The organism is Rathayibacter sp. AY1B7, assembly GCF_002932735.1.
Taxonomy (GTDB): domain Bacteria; phylum Actinomycetota; class Actinomycetes; order Actinomycetales; family Microbacteriaceae; genus Rathayibacter.
In genome coordinates, this window is sequence record NZ_PSWK01000021.1 from 16,886 (window position 1) to 34,772 (window position 17,887).

The following is a 17,887-nucleotide window of genomic DNA, read 5'->3' on the forward strand; positions in this document are numbered from 1 at the left end:
TAGCCCCGGACCCCGGGAGCACGCGTCGTCAGAAGTCGTACTCGCAGTTGCGGAGGTTCGCCACGTCCTCGGTGAGCGTCGGCTCCCCGCCGAGCAGGAACGCGTAGTTCTTCGAGTTGGAGGCCAGGAAGCGCAGCGTCGAGTCGTGCACGCAGTCGCGCTCGGTCAGCAGCACGGACGAGCCCAGGGCCGCCGCCGTCGTCGCTCCCGAGAGGGCGTCGGCGAAGGAGGACCCCGCGGCGAGGAAGACGCTGTCCTGCAGCAGCGACTGGGGGTAGGCGCTGTTCAGCTCGACGCTGGTCTCGTAGCGGTCGCGGCCGGCGATCCTCGAGACCGAGGGGGCGAGGCCGCGACGCTCGAAGTCCGCCACGTACGCGTCCCGGATCGAGGGGTCGCCGCCGAGGAACTCCACGTGCTCCGGCGCCAGGGCGCGCACCGCGGTCGCGGTCGCGGAGTCGGCGCCCGAGGTCGCACCGTCGACCAGCAGCACGGGCTGCGCACGCCAGCCGGCGATCGGCGCGGCCGACAGGGCGTCAGGGAAGTTCGTGCCGGTCGCGACGAACATGTTCGAGTAGGGGCCGGTGCCGAAGGCGTCCGCGACGATCCGGCGGGAGGTGTCGTAGCGGTCCGTCCCGCCGATGCGCTCGGTGCCGCCGACGATCGAGCGGATCGCGGACAGGACCCCGGGGCTCACGCTCAGCTCGCTGCCGACGACCACGACCCGCTCCGGGCGGAGGCGGCGGATCTCGTCGGAGACGACCCGCGGCAGGCGGTCGGGATCGGTGAGCAGGAGCGCGCCTCCGAGTGCGGCGGCGGCCGGGCCCGCGCTCAGCGCGTCCGGCCAGTTCGCCCCGCTCGCCACGTAGAGCACCGGGATGCCCGGGGAGAAGTAGCCCGTCGCCTCCACCGAGGTCGCGTAGCGGTCCGATCCGGCGAGGCGGCCGGTGTACTGCTGGTAGTCGCTGCTCAGCGAGAGGTCGATCCCGGCGGCCGATCCGCCCACCGGGACGCGCACGTCGCCCGCGTCGCCCGAGCGGAGGACGTGGTCCCAGTAGCTGTCGTCGATCACGTCGTCGCGGCTCGACGCCCGGACGAGGTAGTCGCCGGGGACGACCTGCTGGAACGAGTACGGGTTGTCGCCGCCCGTGATCAGGTCGAGCTCGCCGGTGCGGAAGTAGCCGTCGGTTCCCGGGTCGCGGTACCAGATGTCGACGCGCTGGTCGCCCGCGACGCCGCTCAGGCGTCCCTCGAGCGACCCCAGCCGTGCGGTGCGCAGCTGCACGCCGGCCGCCGGGGCCTGAAGCGGCTCGGCGCTGCGGGCGACGGCGCTGCCGCCGGACCAGAGGTCGGCGTACAGGTCGGCGTTGTCCTTGATCAGCAGGTAGTAGGTCTGCCCGGCGGTGAGCCCGTCGATGCTGAAGGTGAGGTCGCCGGCGACGGAGTGGTTCCCGAGGAGCCCCGCCTCGCTCGACCAGACCTCGACGTTCAGGAGGGCGCCGCGGGGAGTGGTAGTCGCGATCGAGCCGTCGGCCTCCTCGACCACGACACGGCCGCTGATCGACGCCGCAGCGCTCGCACGGGCGGCGCTCGGCGCCTCGTCCGGCACGGCGGGCAGGGGGGACTCGGCGCTGGGCTGCCAGAGCGGCTGCCCCTCGGGGAGCACGATCGAGCGGGGCACGTCGGAGGCGTCTACGGGGGCGGCCGACGGCGCGGCCGCCGATGCGGCGGAGGCGAGCGGGCTGGAGGTGATCGCCAGGGCGGCGACGAGGACCGCGGAGGCGGCGGACCTCAGAACGAGCGGGGACACGGCGGAGTGCCTGCTTCCAGGAGGAGGTCGCCCTGCGGCCGACCCGGCGGAGGGGATCGCGCTCATGCTAGCGGCGGCCCGCGCCCCGTCGTCCTCCCCGATCAGGGGTCAGGAGACAGGCGGCGCGACCAGGATGTCGTCCCACTCCAGAGCGCGCTCGAACCGGAAGCCGTGCCGCTCGTAGAGGCGGCGGGCGTCGCTGCGCTTCAGCACGTCGAGCCGGAAGGGCAGACCCGGCCGCGCCTCCTCCGCCATCACCCGGCGCAGGACGGCGCCGCCGACTCCGCGTCCCTGTGCGTGCGGCGCCAGGTAGAAGTGCTCGATCCAGACCGCGTCCGGCTCGACCCGCGCGGCGATGCTCCCGGCGAAGGCGCCGTCGAGCTCGATCACCCGGGTGAGCTCGGGCCGGTAGCCGTCGAGGAAGCGGTGCCGCACGCGGTGCTCGTCGTAGCGGTCGAGCGTCTCGAGCGACGGGCGCATGACGACCGCGCGCAGCTCGGCGATCGCCGCGGCGTCCTCCGAGGTCGCGGGGCGGAGCGACCAGCCGGCGTCGTCGGCCACGGTCAGCGGCCGCGGGGCTTGCGGGTGCGCCGCACCGCCGGCGCGGACGCCTTGGCGCGGGCCGGCTTCTTCTTGCCGCCGCCGGCCCTCTCCGCCTTCTCGCGCGCCTCCCGCGCCTTCGCCTTGGCGGCCTTCGCCCGCGACTCGACCTTCGGCGTCGCGGCGGTTCCGCGCGTGGTGTTCGCGCTGCGGCCGCGGACGACTCCGATGAAGTCCTCGACGTCGTCGCCCTTGTCGTCCGTCACCCAGGCGAGGCGGACGGAGGAGGGAGAGACGCCGGTCACCGGCACCGCGGTGACGTCCTTGCGGCTGTGCACGCGCGCCACCGACTGCGGCACGATCAGCACGCCCACTCCGGCCGCGACCTGCTCGACCGCGTCGTCGAGGCCGGCCATGCGCGGCAGCGGGCGCCGCGAGCCGTCCGCGAGCTCCTCGGCGACCGCGGCCCACTCCGGCACGTCCTCCGGATCCTGGAGGAGGTGCTCGCCGGCCAGCTCGGCGACGTCGAGCTCGTCCGCGGCGGCCAGGGCGTGCTCGCGGCCGACGACGGCGACGGGCTGCTCGTCGTAGAGATGGATGGAGCTGAGGGCGGAGGAGGAGACGTCGCCGCGGACGAACGACAGCTGCGCGCGGCCGTCGAGCAGCGCCTGCTCCTGATCGCGCTCGGCGACGACGGTGATGCGCAGCGGGAGATCGGAGCGGCGCTGGCCCCAGACGCGGGTCCACTTGGTGGGGGTGACGCCGGGCACGAGGGCGACGGCGAGCACGGGGCCGGCGGGGACGGCGTCCCCGGCGTCGGAGTCGGCGGCGTCGGAGTCGCTGTCCTCGGCGTCGAGATCGTCGGAGTCGAGATCGTCGGAGTCGAGGTCGCCGGAGTCCGCGTCCTCGGAGTCGCCGTCGGTGTCGTCCGACTCGGTTCCGGCTCCGGCGCCGACCGCGCCCGATCCGGCCGACGCGTCGACAGCCGTCGCGTCCGCCCCGCCCTCCGGACGCCCCTCCGCCTCGGGAGCGGCCTGCGGGTCGACGGTCTCGGGCTGCTCGCTCATCCCCTCAGGGTAGGTGGTCCGCGCCGCGCCGGTAGGGTTGCCGCATGGCCAAGGCGACACAGACGATGAAGGCTGCGACCGCGGCGAAGAAGCTGCAGGTCTACCTGCCCGCGACCCCGGAGGAGTTCCAGGAGTCGGCGGTCACGCGCGAGCAGTACGACGAGCTCGCCGCGAACCCGCCCGCCTGGCTCGTGCAGCTGCGCGAGGAGGGGCCGCACCCCCGCTCCGTCATCGCCTCCCGGCTGAACGTCTCCATCTCGGGGCTCGCCCGCGGCGGCGTCACCGAGGCGCTGACCACTCCCGAGATCCAGGCCCTGCTCGACGAGGTCCCCGAGTGGCTGCGCGTCGAGCAGAACCGCTACGCGGAGGTCCGCCGCGAGCAGGCCCGCATCAAGTCCGAGCGCGCCGCCAAGGCCGCCGACTGACGCCACCCCCGCCTCCGGGACCCCGATCCGGCGCGCGCGACGTGCGCTGCGGGCCGGAGCGGGATCCCGCCGAGGGGAGCCGCGCGGCTACTGGTTCGAGAACGCGGCGTCGAACGACGCGGTCGGGGTCCTCCAGAGCAGCGAGCGGATGAAGCCGACGGCCTCCTTCGCGCCGTGGAGGCGGTCCATCCCGGCGTCCTCCCACTCGATGGAGATCGGGCCGGAGTAGCCGATCGACTCCAGCGCCCGGAACGCGTCCTCCCACGGGACGTCGCCGTGCCCCGTCGAGACGAAGTCCCAGCCGCGGCGCGGGTCGCCCCAGGGCAGGTGCGAGCCGAGCACGCCGGCGCGGCCGTTCTTCGGGCGCAGGCGGGTGTCCTTGCAGTCGACGTGGTAGATCCGGTCCTTGAAGTCGACGATGAAGCCGACCGGGTCGATGTCCTGCCACATCATGTGCGACGGATCCCAGTTGAAGCCGAAGGCCGGGCGGTGCCCGATCGCCTCGAGGGTGCGCACGCTCGACCAGTAGTCGTAGGCGATCTCGGACGGGTGCACCTCGTGCGCGTAGACCACGCCGTTCGCGTCGAACTCGTCGAGGATCGGGTTCCAGCGCGTCGCGAAGTCCTCGTACCCCTCGTCGATGACGGAGGCCGGCACCGGCGGGAACTGCGCCACGTAGGGCCAGATCTTCGAGCCGGTGAAGCCGACGACCACGTCCACGCCGAGCTTGCGGGCGACCCGCGCCGAGCGCTTCATGTCCTCGGCGGCGCGCTGCCGCACCCCCTCCGCGTCGCCGTCGCCCCAGGTGTAGTCGCGCACGAGTGCCTTGTGGCGGAAGTCGATCGGGTCGTCGCAGACGGCCTGGCCGGTGAGGTGGTTCGAGATGGCGAAGACCTCGAGGCCGTAGCGGTTGAGGATCTCCAGACGCGAGGCGGCGTAGGCGTCGTCCTCGTCCGCGCGCTTGAGGTCGAGGTGGTCGCCCGAGGCCGCGATCTCGAGTCCGTCGTAGCCCCACTCGGCGGCGAGTCGGGCGACCTCCTCGAAGGGCAGATCGGCCCACTGCCCGGTGAACAGCGTCACGGGGCGGGTGGCGGGGTAGGTCTTCTCGTCGCTCATGCGGCGATCTCCGTCCGGTCGTCGGCGGCGGGCACGGTCACCCAGGCGCCTGTCTCGGCCGCGTCGAGCACGGCCTCGGTGATGCGCGCCGCGCGGAGGCCGTCGGCGAAGGTCGGCAGACCCTCCACGTCGGCGCCCGCCACGGCGGCGTAGGTGTCGCGGGCGAACGCCGTGAAGGCGTCCTGGTAGCCCATCGGATGACCGCTCGGCACGATCGAGAGCCGGGCCGCATCGGGCGCGAGGATCGAGGCGTCGCGCGGCACCAGGAGGGCGCTGTCGCGCCGGCCGACCCACAGCGTCTCGGGGAGCTCCTGCTCGAAGCGCAGCGACTCCTCCAGCCCGGACACCTCGAGCACCAGCTCGTTGCGGTGGCCCGCGGTGACCTGCGAGACGAGGAGCGTGCCGACGGCGCCGCCCTCGAGCCGGACGATCAGGCCGGCCACGTCCTCGGTGGTCACCGGGCGGCCGCCGCGCTCGGCGTGGACGGTGCTCGTGATCGCGGCGAGCGAGTCGATCCGGTCGCCGGTGACGAACTCCAGCAGGTCGACCAGGTGCGAGCCGATGTCGCCGAAGGCGCGCGAGCGGCCGCCGGCGGCCGGGTCGACGCGCCAGTTGTCGTCGGAGGCGCCCAGCAGCCAGTCCTGGAGGTAGCTCCCGCGGACGGTGACCAGGCGGCCGGTCTCGCCGGAGGCGACGCGGGCACGGGCCTCGCGCACCATCGGGTGGAAGCGGTAGGCGAACGGGACGGTCGCCACCACGCCGGCGGAGGACGCGGCCGCAGCGAGCGACTCCGCCTCCCGCAGCGTCGCGGCGAGCGGCTTCTCGCACACCACGTGCTTGCCCGCCTCGATCGCCGCGAGCGCGAGTGCGGCGTGCGTGGCGTTCGGGGTGCAGACGTGCACGAGGTCGATGCTCTCGTCCTCGATCAGGGCCCGGGCGTCCGGGTAGGCGCGCTCGACGCCGAGCTCGGCCGCCGCCCGCTCGCCCTTCTCCGGGGTGGAGGAGGCGACTCCGGCGAGCACCGCTCCGGCGCTGCGGGCCGCGCGGCTGTGCACGGCCGCCATGAAGCCGCCGCCGAGCACGCCGACGCGCAGGGGCGCGGGCATCAGGAGAGGGTCGCTTCGGTCGGGTCCCAGCTCTCGGGCAGTGCGGGGCGGGGCGTCACGGAGCTCGTGACGAGGACCTTCTCGCCGGTCTCGGCGGCCTCGAGGAGCGAGAGCATCACGTCGGTGACGTGGTACGCGAGGTCTCCGGAGGCGGCCTCGGGGCGGTCGGCCCGGATCGCACGGGCGAGCTCGAGCACGCCGGTGCCGCGGGAGGCGGTCGAGCCGGTCGCCGCGATGACCTCCGGCTCGGCGGACCCGCGGCGGTGCAGGGTGATCTCTCCGTCGTGCTGGTTCGGGTCGGGGAGGACGAGGGTGCCCTCGGAGCCGTTGATCTCGACGAAGCCGGTGCGCGGCAGGCTCGACTCGAAGCTCCACACGCCCTGGGCCGAGGCCCCGGACTCGAAGCGGAGCAGCCCGCCGATGTGCGTCGGGATGGTCACCGGGAACTCGGTGCCCTCCTTCGGGCCGGAGCCCACGACGCGGGTGGCGCGGGCCTGGGACGAGACGGCGGTGACGCTCTCGACGGGGCCGAGGTTCTGCACGAGCGTGGTGATGTAGTACGGGCCCATGTCCAGCAGCGGTCCGCCGCCCTCGGCGAAGAAGAACTCCGGGTTCGGGTGCCACGACTCGGGGCCGGGGCCCTGGAAGAGGGTGAGGGCGGAGAGCGGCGTGCCGATGGCTCCGCTCTCGATCACGCGCTGCGCCGTCTGGAGGCCCGCGCCCAGGAAGGTGTCGGGAGCGGTCGCGACGCGCAGCCCCTTGTCCTTCGCCAGCGCGAGCAGCTCGATCCCGCTGTCGCGGTCGAGCGAGAAGGGCTTCTCGGTCCACACGTGCTTGCCCGCCTCGACCGCGCGGCGCGCGACCTCGACGTGCGCGGCCGGGATCGTGAGGTTCACGACGATCTCGATGCCCTCGTGCGCGAGGAGCTCCTCGACGGTGCCGGAGGCGGGGACGCCGAAGGCCTCGGCCTGGGTCCTCGCCCGCTCGAGGTCGATGTCGGCGACGAAGAGCACCTCGAGGTCGGGGAAGACGGTGAGGTTGGTCAGGTACTGGGTGCTGATGTTGCCGGCGCCGATGACGCCGACGCCCACGCGGCCGGTGCCGCTCATGCGCCGAGCCCCGAGACGTAGCGGTGGGCCGACTCCAGGCCCTCGAAGATGTCGCCGGCGTAGGCGTCGAACTCCAGCACGGGCAGGGCCTGCGGAGCGGCGGCGAGGATCGCCGGGACGTCCATCGCGCCCTCGCCCGCGGGCAGCTGCTCCTGGGTGTCGGCCGAGATCGGGCCGTCCTTCACGTGCAGGAAGCGCACCTGGTCGCCGAGGCGTCCGAGCACCTCGACCGGGTCGTCGCCGCCGACGGCCGCCCAGTAGGTGTCGAGCTCGAGGACCATGCGCGGGTCGAGCAGGCCCGCGAGGTGCTCGAAGGCGCTGCGGCCGTCGACGCGGTTCTCGAACTCGAAGGCGTGGTTGTGGTAGCCGAGCACCAGGCCGCGGGCGGCGGCGGAGTCGACCAGCGCGTTCAGATCGTCGGCGATGCGGGCGACGTCGTCCGCGGTGGTCCAGCGGGTCGGGTCGACGAAGGGGTCGATCACGGTCTCGACGCCGAGCGAGGCGGCCGTGTCGAGGATCTCGTCGACGGTGGCGTCGCCCTGCGGGCCGAGGAGGCGGGCGTGGGCGCTGGGAGCGCGCAGTCCGCTGGCCGGGAGCGCCGCGCGGTAGGCGTCGGCCAGGTCGACGAACCCGAAGAGCTCGACCGTGGTGAAGCCGATCGCCGCGAGGCGGTCGAGGGTGGCGGGCAGATCGGCCGCGAGCGGCTCGCGCACCGAGTACAGCTGGACAGAGAGGTCTGGGGGTGTGGCCACCGGTGGGGCTCCTGATCGCATCGGAAGGTGTGCCTCGAACCCTACGCGGACTTTTGCTCACGGACAAGCAAAACTAGCCCTGCGCGCCCGCCAAGTCGGGCACCCGCCGCACAGAAGCACGGGCGCTGTGGTTGACTCTGGCCATGTCCCCGCGCCGCCGCATCACCGTCAGCGCGGTCGGCGAGCTGCTGCTCCTGCTGGCCGACGGGGCGCCCCGGACGCGGGCCGACGTGGTCGCCGAGACGGGCCTGCCGCGTGCGGCCGTCTCCGCCCAGCTCGACGTCCTCACCGCCTCCGGCCTGGTCGCCCGGCAGGACGACGCCCCCTCCTCCGGCGGCCGTCCCGCCGCCCGCGTGGCCTTCGACCCCCGGGCGCGCAGCCTCCTCGCCGTCGACCTGGGCGCCGCGCACGCCGTCGTCGCCCTGACCGACCTCGACGGCACGGTCCTCGCCCGCCGCCGCGAGAGCATCGCCATCGCCGACGGCCCCCTCGCCGTCCTCGGCCACGCCCTCGACGTCGCCGCGGCCCTGCTCGGCCGGACTCCGGCGGCCGGCCCGCTCGCGGGAGTCGGCGTCGGCGTCCCCGGACCCGTCGAGCACGCGACGGGCCGCCCGGTGAAGCCGCCGATCATGCCCGGCTGGGACCGCTTCGACATCCCGGAGTTCGTCGGCCGCCGCCTCCCCGTGCCCGTCCTCGTCGACAACGACGTGAACCTGCTGGCGCTCGGCGAGCACGCCGACCACTACGCCGACGTCGACGACCTCCTCTACGTGAAGGTCTCCACCGGCATCGGAGCCGGGATCGTCAGCGGCGGGGCCCTGCAGCGCGGAGCCCTCGGAGCGGCGGGAGACCTGGGCCACGTGCAGGTCCCCGGCGACCGCGGCGAGGCCGACCTCGAGGCGATCGCGAGCGGCTCGGCGATCGCCCGCCGCCTGACCGAGTCCGGGATCGACGCCGCCAGCACCTCCGACGTCGTCACCCTGCTGACCGGCGGGGACCCCACCACCGTCGAGCTCACGCGCGCCGCGGGCCGCGACATCGGCGAGGTGCTCGCCACCTGCGTGAACCTCCTGAACCCGTCCGTCATCGTCGTCGGCGGCAGCATCGCCCAGGCCAGCCACGAGGTCCTCGCCGGGGTCCGCGAGGTCGTCTACCGCCGCTCCCTCCCCCTGGCGACCCGCGCGCTCGACATCGTGCAGGCCGCGGCCCAGGGCGGAGGCGTCCGCGGCGCCGCCCTGATGGTCCGGCGCCACCTCCTCTCCCCCGCGCACGTCGACGCCTTCCTCGACGCCTGAGCCGCCGGCGCGAGCCGTCACGCCCCGGTGAGACGCCGCGGGTCGGCGTGCCGATTCGACCGGGCGCCGCAGGGGGCAGAGAATGAATCGGTGCCCGACCTGCAGCTCTCCTTCCCCTGGGAGACGCAGCCCGTCTTCACGGACGCCGAGCCCCCGCACCTCCGGAGGGTCGTCGCCGACTCCTCGGACCGCGTCGCCTGGCTCCGCGCCCGCTCGCGCGGCATCACGGCGACCGACGTCGCCCGCCTCTCCTCCCCCGCCGCGATCGGCAAGGCAGCGCTCGACAAGCTCTACGGCACCGGCTTCGGCGGCAACGCCTTCACCGACCACGGCCGCGCCCGCGAGCCCGAGATCGCCGCCTGGGTGCGGAGCGAGCACGCGATCGAGCCCAGCAGCACCCTCTTCCACGCGAGCCAGGAGCGGCGCCACCTCGCCACGCCCGACGGCATCGGCCTCCGCGAGGACGGCCGGCTCGAGCTCTGCGAGATCAAGACCACGACGAAGCCGTGGCGGAGCATCCCGCGCCACTACCTGCGGCAGGTCTTCTGGCAGCAGTACGTCCTCGGCGCCGAGCGCACGCTCGTCGTCTGGGAGCAGCACCGCGACTTCGTGCCGATCGAGGGCGAGCCGAACTCCCGCTGGGTCGACCGCGACGAGGACGAGATCCACATCCTCGTGCGGCTGGCGGGGATGCTGATGGCCGAGCTGCACGAGCGGACGCGCGCCCGGTGACGGTCCTCCTCCTGCACGGCCTGGGCGGCGACCGCTCCCAGCCGCTGGGGCTGCTGCGCTCCGCCCTCCCCGCCGGCAGCGAGGTCATCGCTCCGGACGTCCGCGCCCACGGCGCCTCCGAGCTGCTCGGCGCGCCCGGCGACTTCGCCCTCGAGGCGCTGGCCGACGAGGTGACGGAGGAGGTCGTGCGGGCCGGAGCCGCGCACAAGCCGCTCACGGTGCTCGGCATCTCGATGGGCGCGGCGATCGCCCTGCGCCTCGCGGTCCGACGCGTGCTGCCGATCGACCGCGCCGTCTTCGTGCGCCCCGCCTTCACCGCCGAGCCGCTGCCCGAGAACCTCACCGTGTTCCCCGTCATCGCGCAGCTGCTGCACGACCACGGAGCGAAGCGCGGCGAGCGGATGTTCCGCGCCTCGGGCCTGTTCGCGCGCGCCGCCGAGGTGTCCCCCGCGTCGGCGGAGGCGCTGACGCTGCAGTTCCGCTCCCCGCGGGCGGCCGAGCGCGCCGTCCGGCTCGCCCAGATCCCGCGGAACGCCGCCTACCGAGACTCCGGAGAGCTGGGCGAGGTCATCGCGCGCACCCTGGTGATCGCGGCCGAGCGCGACCCTGTGCACCCGGTCGAGGTCGCGGAGGCGTGGGCTAGGGCTCTTCCGGATGCGGACTGCGAGCGGGTGCCGTCGCGGGACGAGGGCTTCGCCGCTCAGCAGGACCGGATCCGCGGGCACGTCCGCGGCTGGCTCGCTCGGCGCTGAGGTCCTCGAGCGCGAGCACCAGGCCGACGAACGCGAGCCAGAGCACCGCGATCGCCGTCGCCACGAACTCGAGCGTCCCGCCGAGCCGCAGCCACACGCGCAGGAGCGACAGGATCCCGCCCGTCCCGGCGACGACCGCCACCGAGATCCCGGCGGCGAGCGAGAGCCGCGCGACCGCAGGGCGCCCCCGCACGGTCGCCAGCTGGAGCATCGCGGCGCAGGCGGCCCCGAAGCCGAGCACGGCGGCCGAGGTGTGGATGAGGTCCTGCCAGCGGAAGGCCGGCCCGACCGGCAGCGGGCAGCCCGCCGTGCAGGTCACCTGCGAGGCGAGCGCGAAGCAGGCGGCCGCCAGGAGGATCGCGCCCGCCGGGCGGAGGGCGGGCAGCAGGCGGGCGCGCACCGGCCAGGCGCCCACGGCGATCAGCGCGCCGCCGGCCGCCACGAGCAGAAGGGCGGCCTCGAAGGCGCCCGCCGTCGGCAGGTCCGGCGCGCCCATCTCGCTGACGTAGACCCAGCGGCTGGTGCCGATGCTGATCCGGGCGGCCAGGAGGATCACGAGCCCGGCCAGGACCAGGAGGGCACCGCCGACCAGCAGGGTACGTCGGCGTCGCATCCCCTCATCGTGCCAGACCGGGCGCCCGCGGCTCCGCGCGCCAATCTTCTCCCGAGGGTGACACCCCCGTAACAGCGCCGACTCATTGCCTCGCTTGACTGGTCGCGGCGTCGGATGCGGGGATCGGGGGCGACGTCCTCGGCACGCTCCACCCGCACGCCTCAGCGACAGGAAAGGCGACGATGCACACCAGCGCGCTCGGGCACGGCCTCGCGATCGGCGAGATCCCGGAGGAGGTCGTCCTCCCCGACACGATGACGGCGGCGGTGATCGACGCGCCGGGCGACGCCTCCGCCCTGCACCTGGCGACCGTGCCGACCCCCTCCGCCATCAACGCCGAGTTCACGGTGAAGGTGGTCGCGGCCGGCGTGAATCCGCTCGACGCGAAGACGCGGGCGGGCCAGGGGGTCGCCTCGCAGATCGCCTCCTACCCGGCGGTCCTCGGCCACGACTTCTCGGGCGTCGTCGTCTCGAGCCCCTACCCGGCGCATCCGCTGCGGCCGGGCGACGAGGTCTACGGCTTCGTCATGGTGCCGCGCTACTCGGGCTCCTACGCGGAGTACGTCAGCGTGCCGAGCGTCTCCATCGCGCGGAAGCCGTCGACGCTCTCCCATGTCGAAGCGGCCGGCGTCCCGCTCGCGGCGCTCACCGCCTGGGGCATGGTCGTCGAGCTCGCCAAGGCGCACGAGGGCCAGCGGATCCTCATCCACGCCGGGTCGGGCGGAGTCGGCCACTTCGCGGTGCAGTTCGCCGCCTACTTCGGCGCCTCGGTGATCGCGACCGGCTCGACCCGCAACCTGCAGTGGCTGCACGAGCTCGGCGCCGCGCAGGTGATCGACCACACCGCCGAGCGCTTCGACGAGCTGCTGTCCGGCGTCGACGTGGTCATCGATCTGGTCGGCAACGTCCACGACGACACGGGCTCGCGCTCGCTGAGGGTCCTCCGCCCCGGGGGCCTGATCGTGAACGCGCCCACCGGGAGCTGGCCCGGGTTCTTCGAGGAGGCGGCCGCTGCGGGCGTGCGCGCCTCCACCTACCGCGTCGCTCCCGACGGGGCGACCCTCGGCGTGGTCTCGCGCCTTCTCGAGTCGGGCGACGTCCGCGTCTTCATCGACGGCATCTTCCCCCTGGCCCGCGCCTGCGAGGCGCACGAGCAGCTCGAGACGGGCCACACCCGCGGCAAGATCGTCCTCACCGTCTCCGAGGGCTGACCTCGGCGAGATGCCGCTCCGGTACGCCACGCGGAACATGTCGCGTACTCGGGTGGCGTCTCGCGGGGAGGCTCAGGCGAGAGAGCGCTCGAGGACGAAGTCGTCCTCCCAGCGGTCGCCGACGAGGAAGCGCTTGCGGCCGACGACCGCGAAGCCGTGCTTGGAGTAGAACCGCTGAGCACGCGCGTTCTCCTCGTTGACGCCGAGCCAGACGCCCGCGGCACCGTGTGCCCGCGCCTCCTCGAGGGTCGCGGCCATCAGCGCGGCCGCCGCTCCGGAGCCGTGCCGGCCGGGCAGGAGGTAGAACTTGCTGAGCTCGACGGTCGGACGCAGCCGGATCGCCGCGACGACGTCGGCGTCGGCGGGCTCCCCGCGCACGAGCATCGCGTAGCCGGTCAGCGCGCCGGAGTCGTCGTCGACCAGGAGCGAGCGGAGCGGATCGGCGAGGTGGTCGCGGAAGCGCTCGACCGAGAGCACGGTGCGCACGAACTCGGCCTTCGCCTCCGCGGTGGTGTGCGACGGGCAGGCCAGCGGGAACGTCGCGGCGGCCAGCTCGGCCAGGGCGGCGGCGTCGGCGGGGGACGCCCGGCGGACGGTCACGGGAGGCGCGGCGGAGCGGAGCGGCGGATCACCGGTCCAGTATGCCGGGACGACGAAGGAGGGGGCCCGCCGAAACGGACCCCCTCCTCACGTCAGTGCGTGCTCGGCTCAGGCCAGGACGTTGACGTCCAGCGGGATGCCGGGGCCGAAGGTCGTCGAGACGGCGGCCTTCTGGATGTAGCGGCCCTTCGAGGAGGACGGCTTGAGGCGGAGGATCTCGTCGAGCGCGGTCTTGAAGTTCTCCTGGAGCTGCTCCTCGGTGAACGCGGCCTTGCCCACGACGAGGTGCACGTTGGCGTGCTTGTCGACGCGGAACTCGATCTTTCCGCCCTTGATCTCGGTCACGGCCTTCGCCACGTCCGGGGTCACGGTGCCGGTCTTCGGGTTGGGCATGAGGCCGCGGGGGCCGAGCACCTTTCCGAGACGGCCGACCTGGCCCATGAGCTCCGGGGTCGAGACGGCGGAGTCGAACGAGGTGTACCCGCCCGCGACCTTCTCGATGAGCTCGGCGCCGCCGACCTCGTCGGCACCGGCGGCCAGCGCGGCCTCGGCGGCCGGACCGGTCGCGAACACGATGACGCGGGCGGTCTTGCCCGTGCCGTGGGGCAGGATGACCGTGCCGCGGACCATCTGGTCGGCCTTGCGGGGGTCGACACCGAGCTTGAGGGCGACCTCGACGGTGCTGTTGAACTTGGCGGAACCGGTCTCGCGGGCGAGCGCGACGGCCTCGTCAGCCGTGTAGAACTTGCCCTCTTCGAGCTTGGCCGCGGCGGCCCGGTAGGCCTTCGACTTCTGTGCCATGTTGTTTCTCCTTGAAACGAGAATGTGGTTCTAGAGCCTGGCGGGCTCTCCCACGGGGGTGATGGAGTTCTGGTGGTGCCGCGATCGCGGCCGTGACTGCTGCTCGCGGGAGGCGGGGAGGTCCTGCGGAGGCGTATCCGGACCGGGCGTGCGACCCCGCTGAGGGGCCGCCGTCGGGTTCATGAGGCTTCCGCGGTGGGTCCGCGCCGGTGGGCGCGTCGCTCCCGCCGTCGAGCAGCGCGTCGCGCTACTCGACCGTGATGCCCATCGAGCGGGCGGTGCCGGCGATGATCTTCGCGGCGGCGTCGATGTCGTTGGCGTTCAGGTCGACCTGCTTCGCCTCGGCGATCTCGCGGACCTGCGCCTGGGTGAGCTTCGCGACCTTCACGGTGTGCGGGGTCGAGGAGCCCTTGGCGACGCCGGCGGCCTTCTTGATGAGCTCCGCCGCGGGCGGGGTCTTCAGCACGAAGGTGAACGAGCGGTCCTCGTAGACGGTGATCTCGACGGGGATGACGTTGCCGCGCTGCGACTCGGTCTGCGCGTTGTACGCCTTGCAGAACTCCATGATGTTGACGCCGTGCTGACCGAGCGCCGGACCGATCGGGGGCGCGGGGTTGGCCGCGCCGGCCTTGATCTGGAGCTTGATCAGGCCGGTGACCTTCTTCTTGGGGGCCATTCTGATTCCTTTTCTCAGGGTTCGAGCGGTCGGGGGCTCCCGGCCGCTCTCCCGCGCATCCGACGGTGCCGGATCGCGGTGGAGGAGGGTCGTCCGGCGCGCGCAGAGGCGGGCGCCGACACGAAAACCCGTACGAGCTTACACGAGCGGGGCCACCCCCGACAGGGCGGAGGAGGGGCCGGCGCCCGGGTGCGCGCTGGCGGTGCCGGAGGAGGCGCCGCCCGGAACGGCGAACGCCCCCTCCGACCTGCGGAGGGGGCGTTCACGCGGCGCGGAGGCGACGCGTCAGAGCTTGGTGACCTGGTCGAACGACAGCTCGACCGGGGTCTCGCGCTCGAAGAGCGAGACGAGCACGGTGAGCTTGCCGCTCTCGGGCTTGATCTCGCTGATCGAGCCGGGAAGACCCGCGAACGAGCCCTCCTTGATGGTGATGGTCTCGCCGATCTCGAAGTCGACCTCGGCGGGCAGCACGCGCTGGGCCTGCTTCTGGCCCTTGGCACCGGAGGTCTTCGAGGGGGCGACGTCCTTGATCTCGACGAGGCTCTTCAGCATCGTGAAGGCCTCCTCGAAGCGCAGCGGGGTCGGGTTGTGGGCGTTGCCCACGAAGCCGGTGACGCCCGGGGTGTGGCGGACGACCGACCACGAGTCCTCGTTGAGGTCCATGCGCACCAGCACGTAGCCGGGGATGCGCACGCGGGTGACCATCTTGCGCTGGCCGTTCTTGATCTCGACCACGTCCTCCATCGGGACCTGGACCTCGAAGATGTAGTCCTCGGCCTCGAGCGAGACCTTGCGGTTCTCGATGTTCGACTTCACGCGCTTCTCGAAGCCGGCGTAGGAGTGGATGACGTACCACTTGCCCGGCTTGCCGCGCAGCTCGGTGCGGAAGGCCTCGTACGGGTCGATGTCGGCGACGTCCTCACCGGCGGACTCGGCGTCCTCGGCGGCGACCTCGGCCTCGTCCTCGACGGCCTCGAGGGCCGCTTCGGCCTCCTCGACGGTGTCGATGTGCGCGGCCTCGTCGACCGCGGAGTCGGCCTCGGGGTCGTCGACGGAGCCGATGGCGTCCAGCGCTGCCTCGAGGTCGGAGGCGAGGTCGTCCTCGGACTCGTTCTCGTCGATGATGCTCAGCGCACCCTGCTCGGCGGGCTCGACGGCGTCCTCAGCCTGCGACTGGACGTCGCCCTCCTGCTCCTCCTCGACCTCCGACGACTGCTCGGCAGCCGTCGCCCAGTCGACGTCGTCGCGGTTTCTGTCAGACACTCGTCACAACTCTCTCTCGATCGATCGGTCGCGCCCCTCGGGGCGCGTCCCGCTGTCGCCGGCACCCTCCGCTCGCGCGGCCCGGATGCTCTCGGGTCAGGCGGCGGGTGTGCCGAACACGTACGTCACGGCCAGGGCGAAGACCCAGTCGAGGAAGGACACCAGCGCCATCATGATGACGACGAAGATCAGCACGACCACGACGTAGTTGCCCAGCTCCTTGCGGGTGGGCGTCACGACCTTCTTCAGCTCGGCGATGACCTGCCGGATGAAGAGGGCGATGCGCGCGAACGGGTTGCGCCGCGCGGCTCGCTGCTGATTGGCGATCGCGACGACGTCCTCGCTCGGCTCGTCGACTGCTTTCCCGGCCACCTGCACGCACCTTTCCCGCACCGGAACCTCCGGTGTGGCCGACCGCCCGTCATGGGCGGCCCTGGACCGATGACCGCAGCGTCGCGGGGACCGCGTGCGACGGGCATCGATGTGCAGGGCGGACAGGGCTCGAACCTGCAACCTGCGGTTTTGGAGACCGCTGCTCTACCAATTGAGCCACCGCCCTATGGATGCCGTTGCGAGCATCCGAGGAGGAGACCGACCCGCCGCCCCACCGCCGCGACCCTCGCGGGCGCTGTGGATGAGGGCAGAGATCGACTACCTCGGACGAGTGTACGTGGACCCGCAGGGCGTGTCCAGCCGAGCGGCGGGGGGCCTCGGAGCCCCGTGCGCGCGCAGGATACGCTGGCCGTCGTGTCCTCCACCACGCGCATCTCCGCCCGCATCGCCGCCATCGCCGAGTCCGCCACTCTTAAGGTCGACGCCAAGGCGAAGGCCCTCCAGGCCCAGGGCCGACCGGTCGTGTCCTACGCCGCCGGCGAGCCCGACTTCCTCACTCCCGAGCACATCGTCGAGGCCGCCTCGGCCGCCGTGCTCGACCCGAGGAACTACCGCTACACCCCCGCGGCGGGCCTCCCCGACCTCCGCGCTGCCATAGCTGAGAAGACGGCGCGCGACTCCGGATGGGCCGTCGACCCCTCGCAGGTCGTGGTCACCAACGGCGGCAAGCAGGCCGTCTACCAGGCCTTCCAGACCCTCCTCGACGACGGCGACGAGGTGCTGGTGCCGACCCCGTACTGGACCACCTACCCCGAGGCGATCAAGCTCGCCGGCGGCGTTCAGGTGGACGTGTTCGCGGGCGCCGACCAGGGCTACCTGGTCACCGTCGAGCAGCTGGAGGCCGCGCGCACCGAGCGCACCAAGGTGCTCCTGTTCGTCTCCCCCTCCAATCCCACCGGCGCCGTCTACTCGGCCGAGCAGACCCGCGAGATCGGCGAGTGGGCCGAGGAGCACGGCCTCTGGATCATCGCCGATGAGATCTACCAGAACCTCGTCTACTCCACCGGCGACCAGGACGACGCGAGCCCGCTCGAGCACGCGACCTCGATCGTCGAGGCGGTGCCGGCCCTGCGCGACCGGACGATCCTCGTCAACGGCGTCGCGAAGACCTACGCGATGACCGGCTGGCGCGTCGGATGGATGGTCGGCCCGGCCGACGCGATCAAGGGCGCCTCGAACCTCCAGTCGCACCTCTCGAGCAACGTCTCGAACATCTCGCAGCGCGCCGCGATCGCCGCCCTCACCGGCCCGCAGGAGCCGGCCGAGGAGATGCGCCTGGCCTTCGACCGCCGCCGCCGCACCATCGTCGCCGAGCTGAACGCGATCGACGGGATCGAGTGCCCCACCCCCGGCGGCGCGTTCTACGTCTACCCCGACGTGAACGGGCTGCTGAACCGCGAGTGGAACGGCACCACCCCGACGACCTCCCTCGAGCTCGCCGACCTCATCCTCGAGCAGGCCGAGGTCGCCACCGTCCCCGGGGAGGCCTTCGGACCGAGCGGCTACCTCCGCCTGTCCTACGCCCTCGGCGACGACGCGCTCCTCGAGGGCGTGCGCCGCTTGCAGCGGCTCTTCGGCACCGTCTAGCCCCTCTCCTCCTGCGTCGTCGATAGGCCGCGGCCGGCTCGA

19 protein-coding genes and 1 tRNA gene are annotated in these 17,887 nt (G+C 73.1%); 6 read left to right on the top strand and 14 right to left on the bottom strand.

The features are described from left to right. Window positions 1-28 precede the first annotated feature (28 nt). From C5C95_RS12100 to C5C95_RS12110, 3 genes are all read right to left on the bottom strand, one after another. On the bottom strand, window positions 29-1,807 hold the full coding sequence (locus C5C95_RS12100) for a cell wall-binding repeat-containing protein (protein WP_104324521.1): 1,779 nt from the start codon (window positions 1,805-1,807) through the stop codon (window positions 29-31). A gap of 108 nt (window positions 1,808-1,915) precedes the next feature. Beyond that, on the bottom strand, window positions 1,916-2,368 hold the full coding sequence (locus tag C5C95_RS12105) for a GNAT family N-acetyltransferase (protein WP_244230509.1): 453 nt from the start codon (window positions 2,366-2,368) through the stop codon (window positions 1,916-1,918). 2 nt (window positions 2,369-2,370) lie between these two features. After that, entirely contained in the window at window positions 2,371-3,414 is a 1,044-nt protein-coding gene (locus C5C95_RS12110; protein WP_104324522.1) for a LysR substrate-binding domain-containing protein, read from the bottom strand. Between the two features lie 44 nt (window positions 3,415-3,458). Between C5C95_RS12110 and C5C95_RS12115 the strand changes: the two genes are divergently transcribed. Next, entirely contained in the window at window positions 3,459-3,839 is a 381-nt protein-coding gene (locus C5C95_RS12115; protein WP_104324523.1) for a DUF5997 family protein, read from the top strand. Window positions 3,840-3,926: 87 nt separating this feature from the next. Here the strand turns inward: C5C95_RS12115 and C5C95_RS12120 are convergent, their stop codons facing one another. From C5C95_RS12120 to C5C95_RS12135, 4 genes are read right to left on the bottom strand one after another with little or no spacing between them, the layout of a single operon-like run. Then, window positions 3,927-4,955 carry a sugar phosphate isomerase/epimerase gene (locus C5C95_RS12120; protein ID WP_181125663.1) on the bottom strand — a complete coding sequence of 343 codons (1,029 nt, stop codon included), beginning with the start codon at window positions 4,953-4,955 and terminating at the stop codon, window positions 3,927-3,929. Then, window positions 4,952-6,061 carry a Gfo/Idh/MocA family protein gene (locus C5C95_RS12125; RefSeq protein WP_104282410.1) on the bottom strand — a complete coding sequence of 370 codons (1,110 nt, stop codon included), beginning with the start codon at window positions 6,059-6,061 and terminating at the stop codon, window positions 4,952-4,954. The genes C5C95_RS12120 and C5C95_RS12125 overlap by 4 nt, the downstream gene beginning before the upstream one ends. Then, window positions 6,061-7,170 carry a Gfo/Idh/MocA family protein gene (locus C5C95_RS12130; protein WP_104223639.1) on the bottom strand — a complete coding sequence of 370 codons (1,110 nt, stop codon included), beginning with the start codon at window positions 7,168-7,170 and terminating at the stop codon, window positions 6,061-6,063. The genes C5C95_RS12125 and C5C95_RS12130 overlap by 1 nt, the downstream gene beginning before the upstream one ends. Next, window positions 7,167-7,922, bottom strand: coding sequence for a sugar phosphate isomerase/epimerase (locus C5C95_RS12135; protein WP_258064080.1), 756 nt, complete (start codon window positions 7,920-7,922; stop codon window positions 7,167-7,169). The genes C5C95_RS12130 and C5C95_RS12135 overlap by 4 nt, the downstream gene beginning before the upstream one ends. Before the next feature lie 143 nt (window positions 7,923-8,065). Here C5C95_RS12135 and C5C95_RS12140 point away from each other — a divergent pair, with 143 nt between their 5' ends. The 3 genes from C5C95_RS12140 to C5C95_RS12150 all read left to right on the top strand — a co-directional run bounded on the left by C5C95_RS12140 (window position 8,066) and on the right by C5C95_RS12150 (window position 10,701). Then, window positions 8,066-9,217 (top strand): ROK family transcriptional regulator, encoded by a 1,152-nt coding sequence (locus tag C5C95_RS12140; RefSeq protein ID WP_104223637.1) that lies wholly within the window; start codon window positions 8,066-8,068, stop codon window positions 9,215-9,217. Between the two features lie 99 nt (window positions 9,218-9,316). Beyond that, entirely contained in the window at window positions 9,317-9,949 is a 633-nt protein-coding gene (locus C5C95_RS12145; RefSeq protein ID WP_104223661.1) for a YqaJ viral recombinase family protein, read from the top strand. Then, window positions 9,946-10,701, top strand: coding sequence for an alpha/beta fold hydrolase (locus C5C95_RS12150; protein ID WP_181125664.1), 756 nt, complete (start codon window positions 9,946-9,948; stop codon window positions 10,699-10,701). The genes C5C95_RS12145 and C5C95_RS12150 overlap by 4 nt, the downstream gene beginning before the upstream one ends. Here C5C95_RS12150 and C5C95_RS12155 read toward each other — a convergent pair. Further along, a complete protein-coding gene (locus C5C95_RS12155) occupies window positions 10,589-11,314 on the bottom strand; it encodes a DUF998 domain-containing protein (RefSeq protein WP_104324525.1) in 726 nt (241 codons plus the stop codon). The two genes, C5C95_RS12150 and C5C95_RS12155, sit on opposite strands and share 113 nt — an antisense overlap. Window positions 11,315-11,496: 182 nt before the next feature. Here C5C95_RS12155 and C5C95_RS12160 point away from each other — a divergent pair, with 182 nt between their 5' ends. After that, window positions 11,497-12,525, top strand: coding sequence for an NADP-dependent oxidoreductase (locus tag C5C95_RS12160; protein WP_374952914.1), 1,029 nt, complete (start codon window positions 11,497-11,499; stop codon window positions 12,523-12,525). Between the two features lie 72 nt (window positions 12,526-12,597). Here the strand turns inward: C5C95_RS12160 and C5C95_RS12165 are convergent, their stop codons facing one another. From C5C95_RS12165 to C5C95_RS12190, 6 genes are all read right to left on the bottom strand, one after another. Further along, window positions 12,598-13,125 (bottom strand): GNAT family N-acetyltransferase, encoded by a 528-nt coding sequence (locus C5C95_RS12165; protein WP_104247774.1) that lies wholly within the window; start codon window positions 13,123-13,125, stop codon window positions 12,598-12,600. Between the two features lie 108 nt (window positions 13,126-13,233). Next, a complete protein-coding gene (rplA, locus tag C5C95_RS12170; RefSeq protein WP_104223633.1) occupies window positions 13,234-13,926 on the bottom strand; it encodes a 50S ribosomal protein L1 in 693 nt (230 codons plus the stop codon). Window positions 13,927-14,173: 247 nt separating this feature from the next. Beyond that, the gene (rplK, locus tag C5C95_RS12175; RefSeq protein WP_104223632.1) at window positions 14,174-14,602 is read right to left on the bottom strand and encodes a 50S ribosomal protein L11; all 429 of its coding nucleotides are present in this window, start codon (window positions 14,600-14,602) and stop codon (window positions 14,174-14,176) included. Window positions 14,603-14,887: 285 nt separating this feature from the next. Next, window positions 14,888-15,865 (bottom strand): transcription termination/antitermination protein NusG, encoded by a 978-nt coding sequence (nusG, locus tag C5C95_RS12180; protein ID WP_104324526.1) that lies wholly within the window; start codon window positions 15,863-15,865, stop codon window positions 14,888-14,890. A 96-nt stretch (window positions 15,866-15,961) separates the two neighbouring features. After that, window positions 15,962-16,237, bottom strand: coding sequence for a preprotein translocase subunit SecE (gene secE, locus C5C95_RS12185; RefSeq protein ID WP_068208793.1), 276 nt, complete (start codon window positions 16,235-16,237; stop codon window positions 15,962-15,964). Between the two features lie 114 nt (window positions 16,238-16,351). Next, window positions 16,352-16,424: transfer RNA gene (locus tag C5C95_RS12190), tRNA-Trp, on the bottom strand. A 179-nt stretch (window positions 16,425-16,603) separates the two neighbouring features. Here C5C95_RS12190 and C5C95_RS12195 point away from each other — a divergent pair. Then, the gene (locus tag C5C95_RS12195; protein ID WP_374953278.1) at window positions 16,604-17,845 is read left to right on the top strand and encodes a pyridoxal phosphate-dependent aminotransferase; all 1,242 of its coding nucleotides are present in this window, start codon (window positions 16,604-16,606) and stop codon (window positions 17,843-17,845) included. Window positions 17,846-17,887 lie beyond the last annotated feature (42 nt).

Excerpts from the sequence above, each read along its gene's own strand:
- C5C95_RS12125 (WP_104282410.1), bottom strand. The coding sequence starts at position 6,061 with ATGCCCGCGCCCCTGCGCGTCGGCGTGCTCGGCGGCGGCTTCATGGCG.
- C5C95_RS12130 (WP_104223639.1), bottom strand. The coding sequence starts at position 7,170 with ATGAGCGGCACCGGCCGCGTGGGCGTCGGCGTCATCGGCGCCGGCAAC.
- C5C95_RS12110 (WP_104324522.1), bottom strand. The coding sequence starts at position 3,414 with ATGAGCGAGCAGCCCGAGACCGTCGACCCGCAGGCCGCTCCCGAGGCG.
- C5C95_RS12120 (WP_181125663.1), bottom strand. The coding sequence starts at position 4,955 with ATGAGCGACGAGAAGACCTACCCCGCCACCCGCCCCGTGACGCTGTTC.
- C5C95_RS12140 (WP_104223637.1), top strand. The coding sequence starts at position 8,066 with ATGTCCCCGCGCCGCCGCATCACCGTCAGCGCGGTCGGCGAGCTGCTG.
- C5C95_RS12160 (WP_374952914.1), top strand. The coding sequence starts at position 11,497 with ATGCACACCAGCGCGCTCGGGCACGGCCTCGCGATCGGCGAGATCCCG.
- C5C95_RS12155 (WP_104324525.1), bottom strand. The coding sequence starts at position 11,314 with ATGCGACGCCGACGTACCCTGCTGGTCGGCGGTGCCCTCCTGGTCCTG.
- C5C95_RS12115 (WP_104324523.1), top strand. The coding sequence starts at position 3,459 with ATGGCCAAGGCGACACAGACGATGAAGGCTGCGACCGCGGCGAAGAAG.
- rplK (WP_104223632.1), bottom strand. The coding sequence starts at position 14,602 with ATGGCCCCCAAGAAGAAGGTCACCGGCCTGATCAAGCTCCAGATCAAG.
- rplA (WP_104223633.1), bottom strand. The coding sequence starts at position 13,926 with ATGGCACAGAAGTCGAAGGCCTACCGGGCCGCCGCGGCCAAGCTCGAA.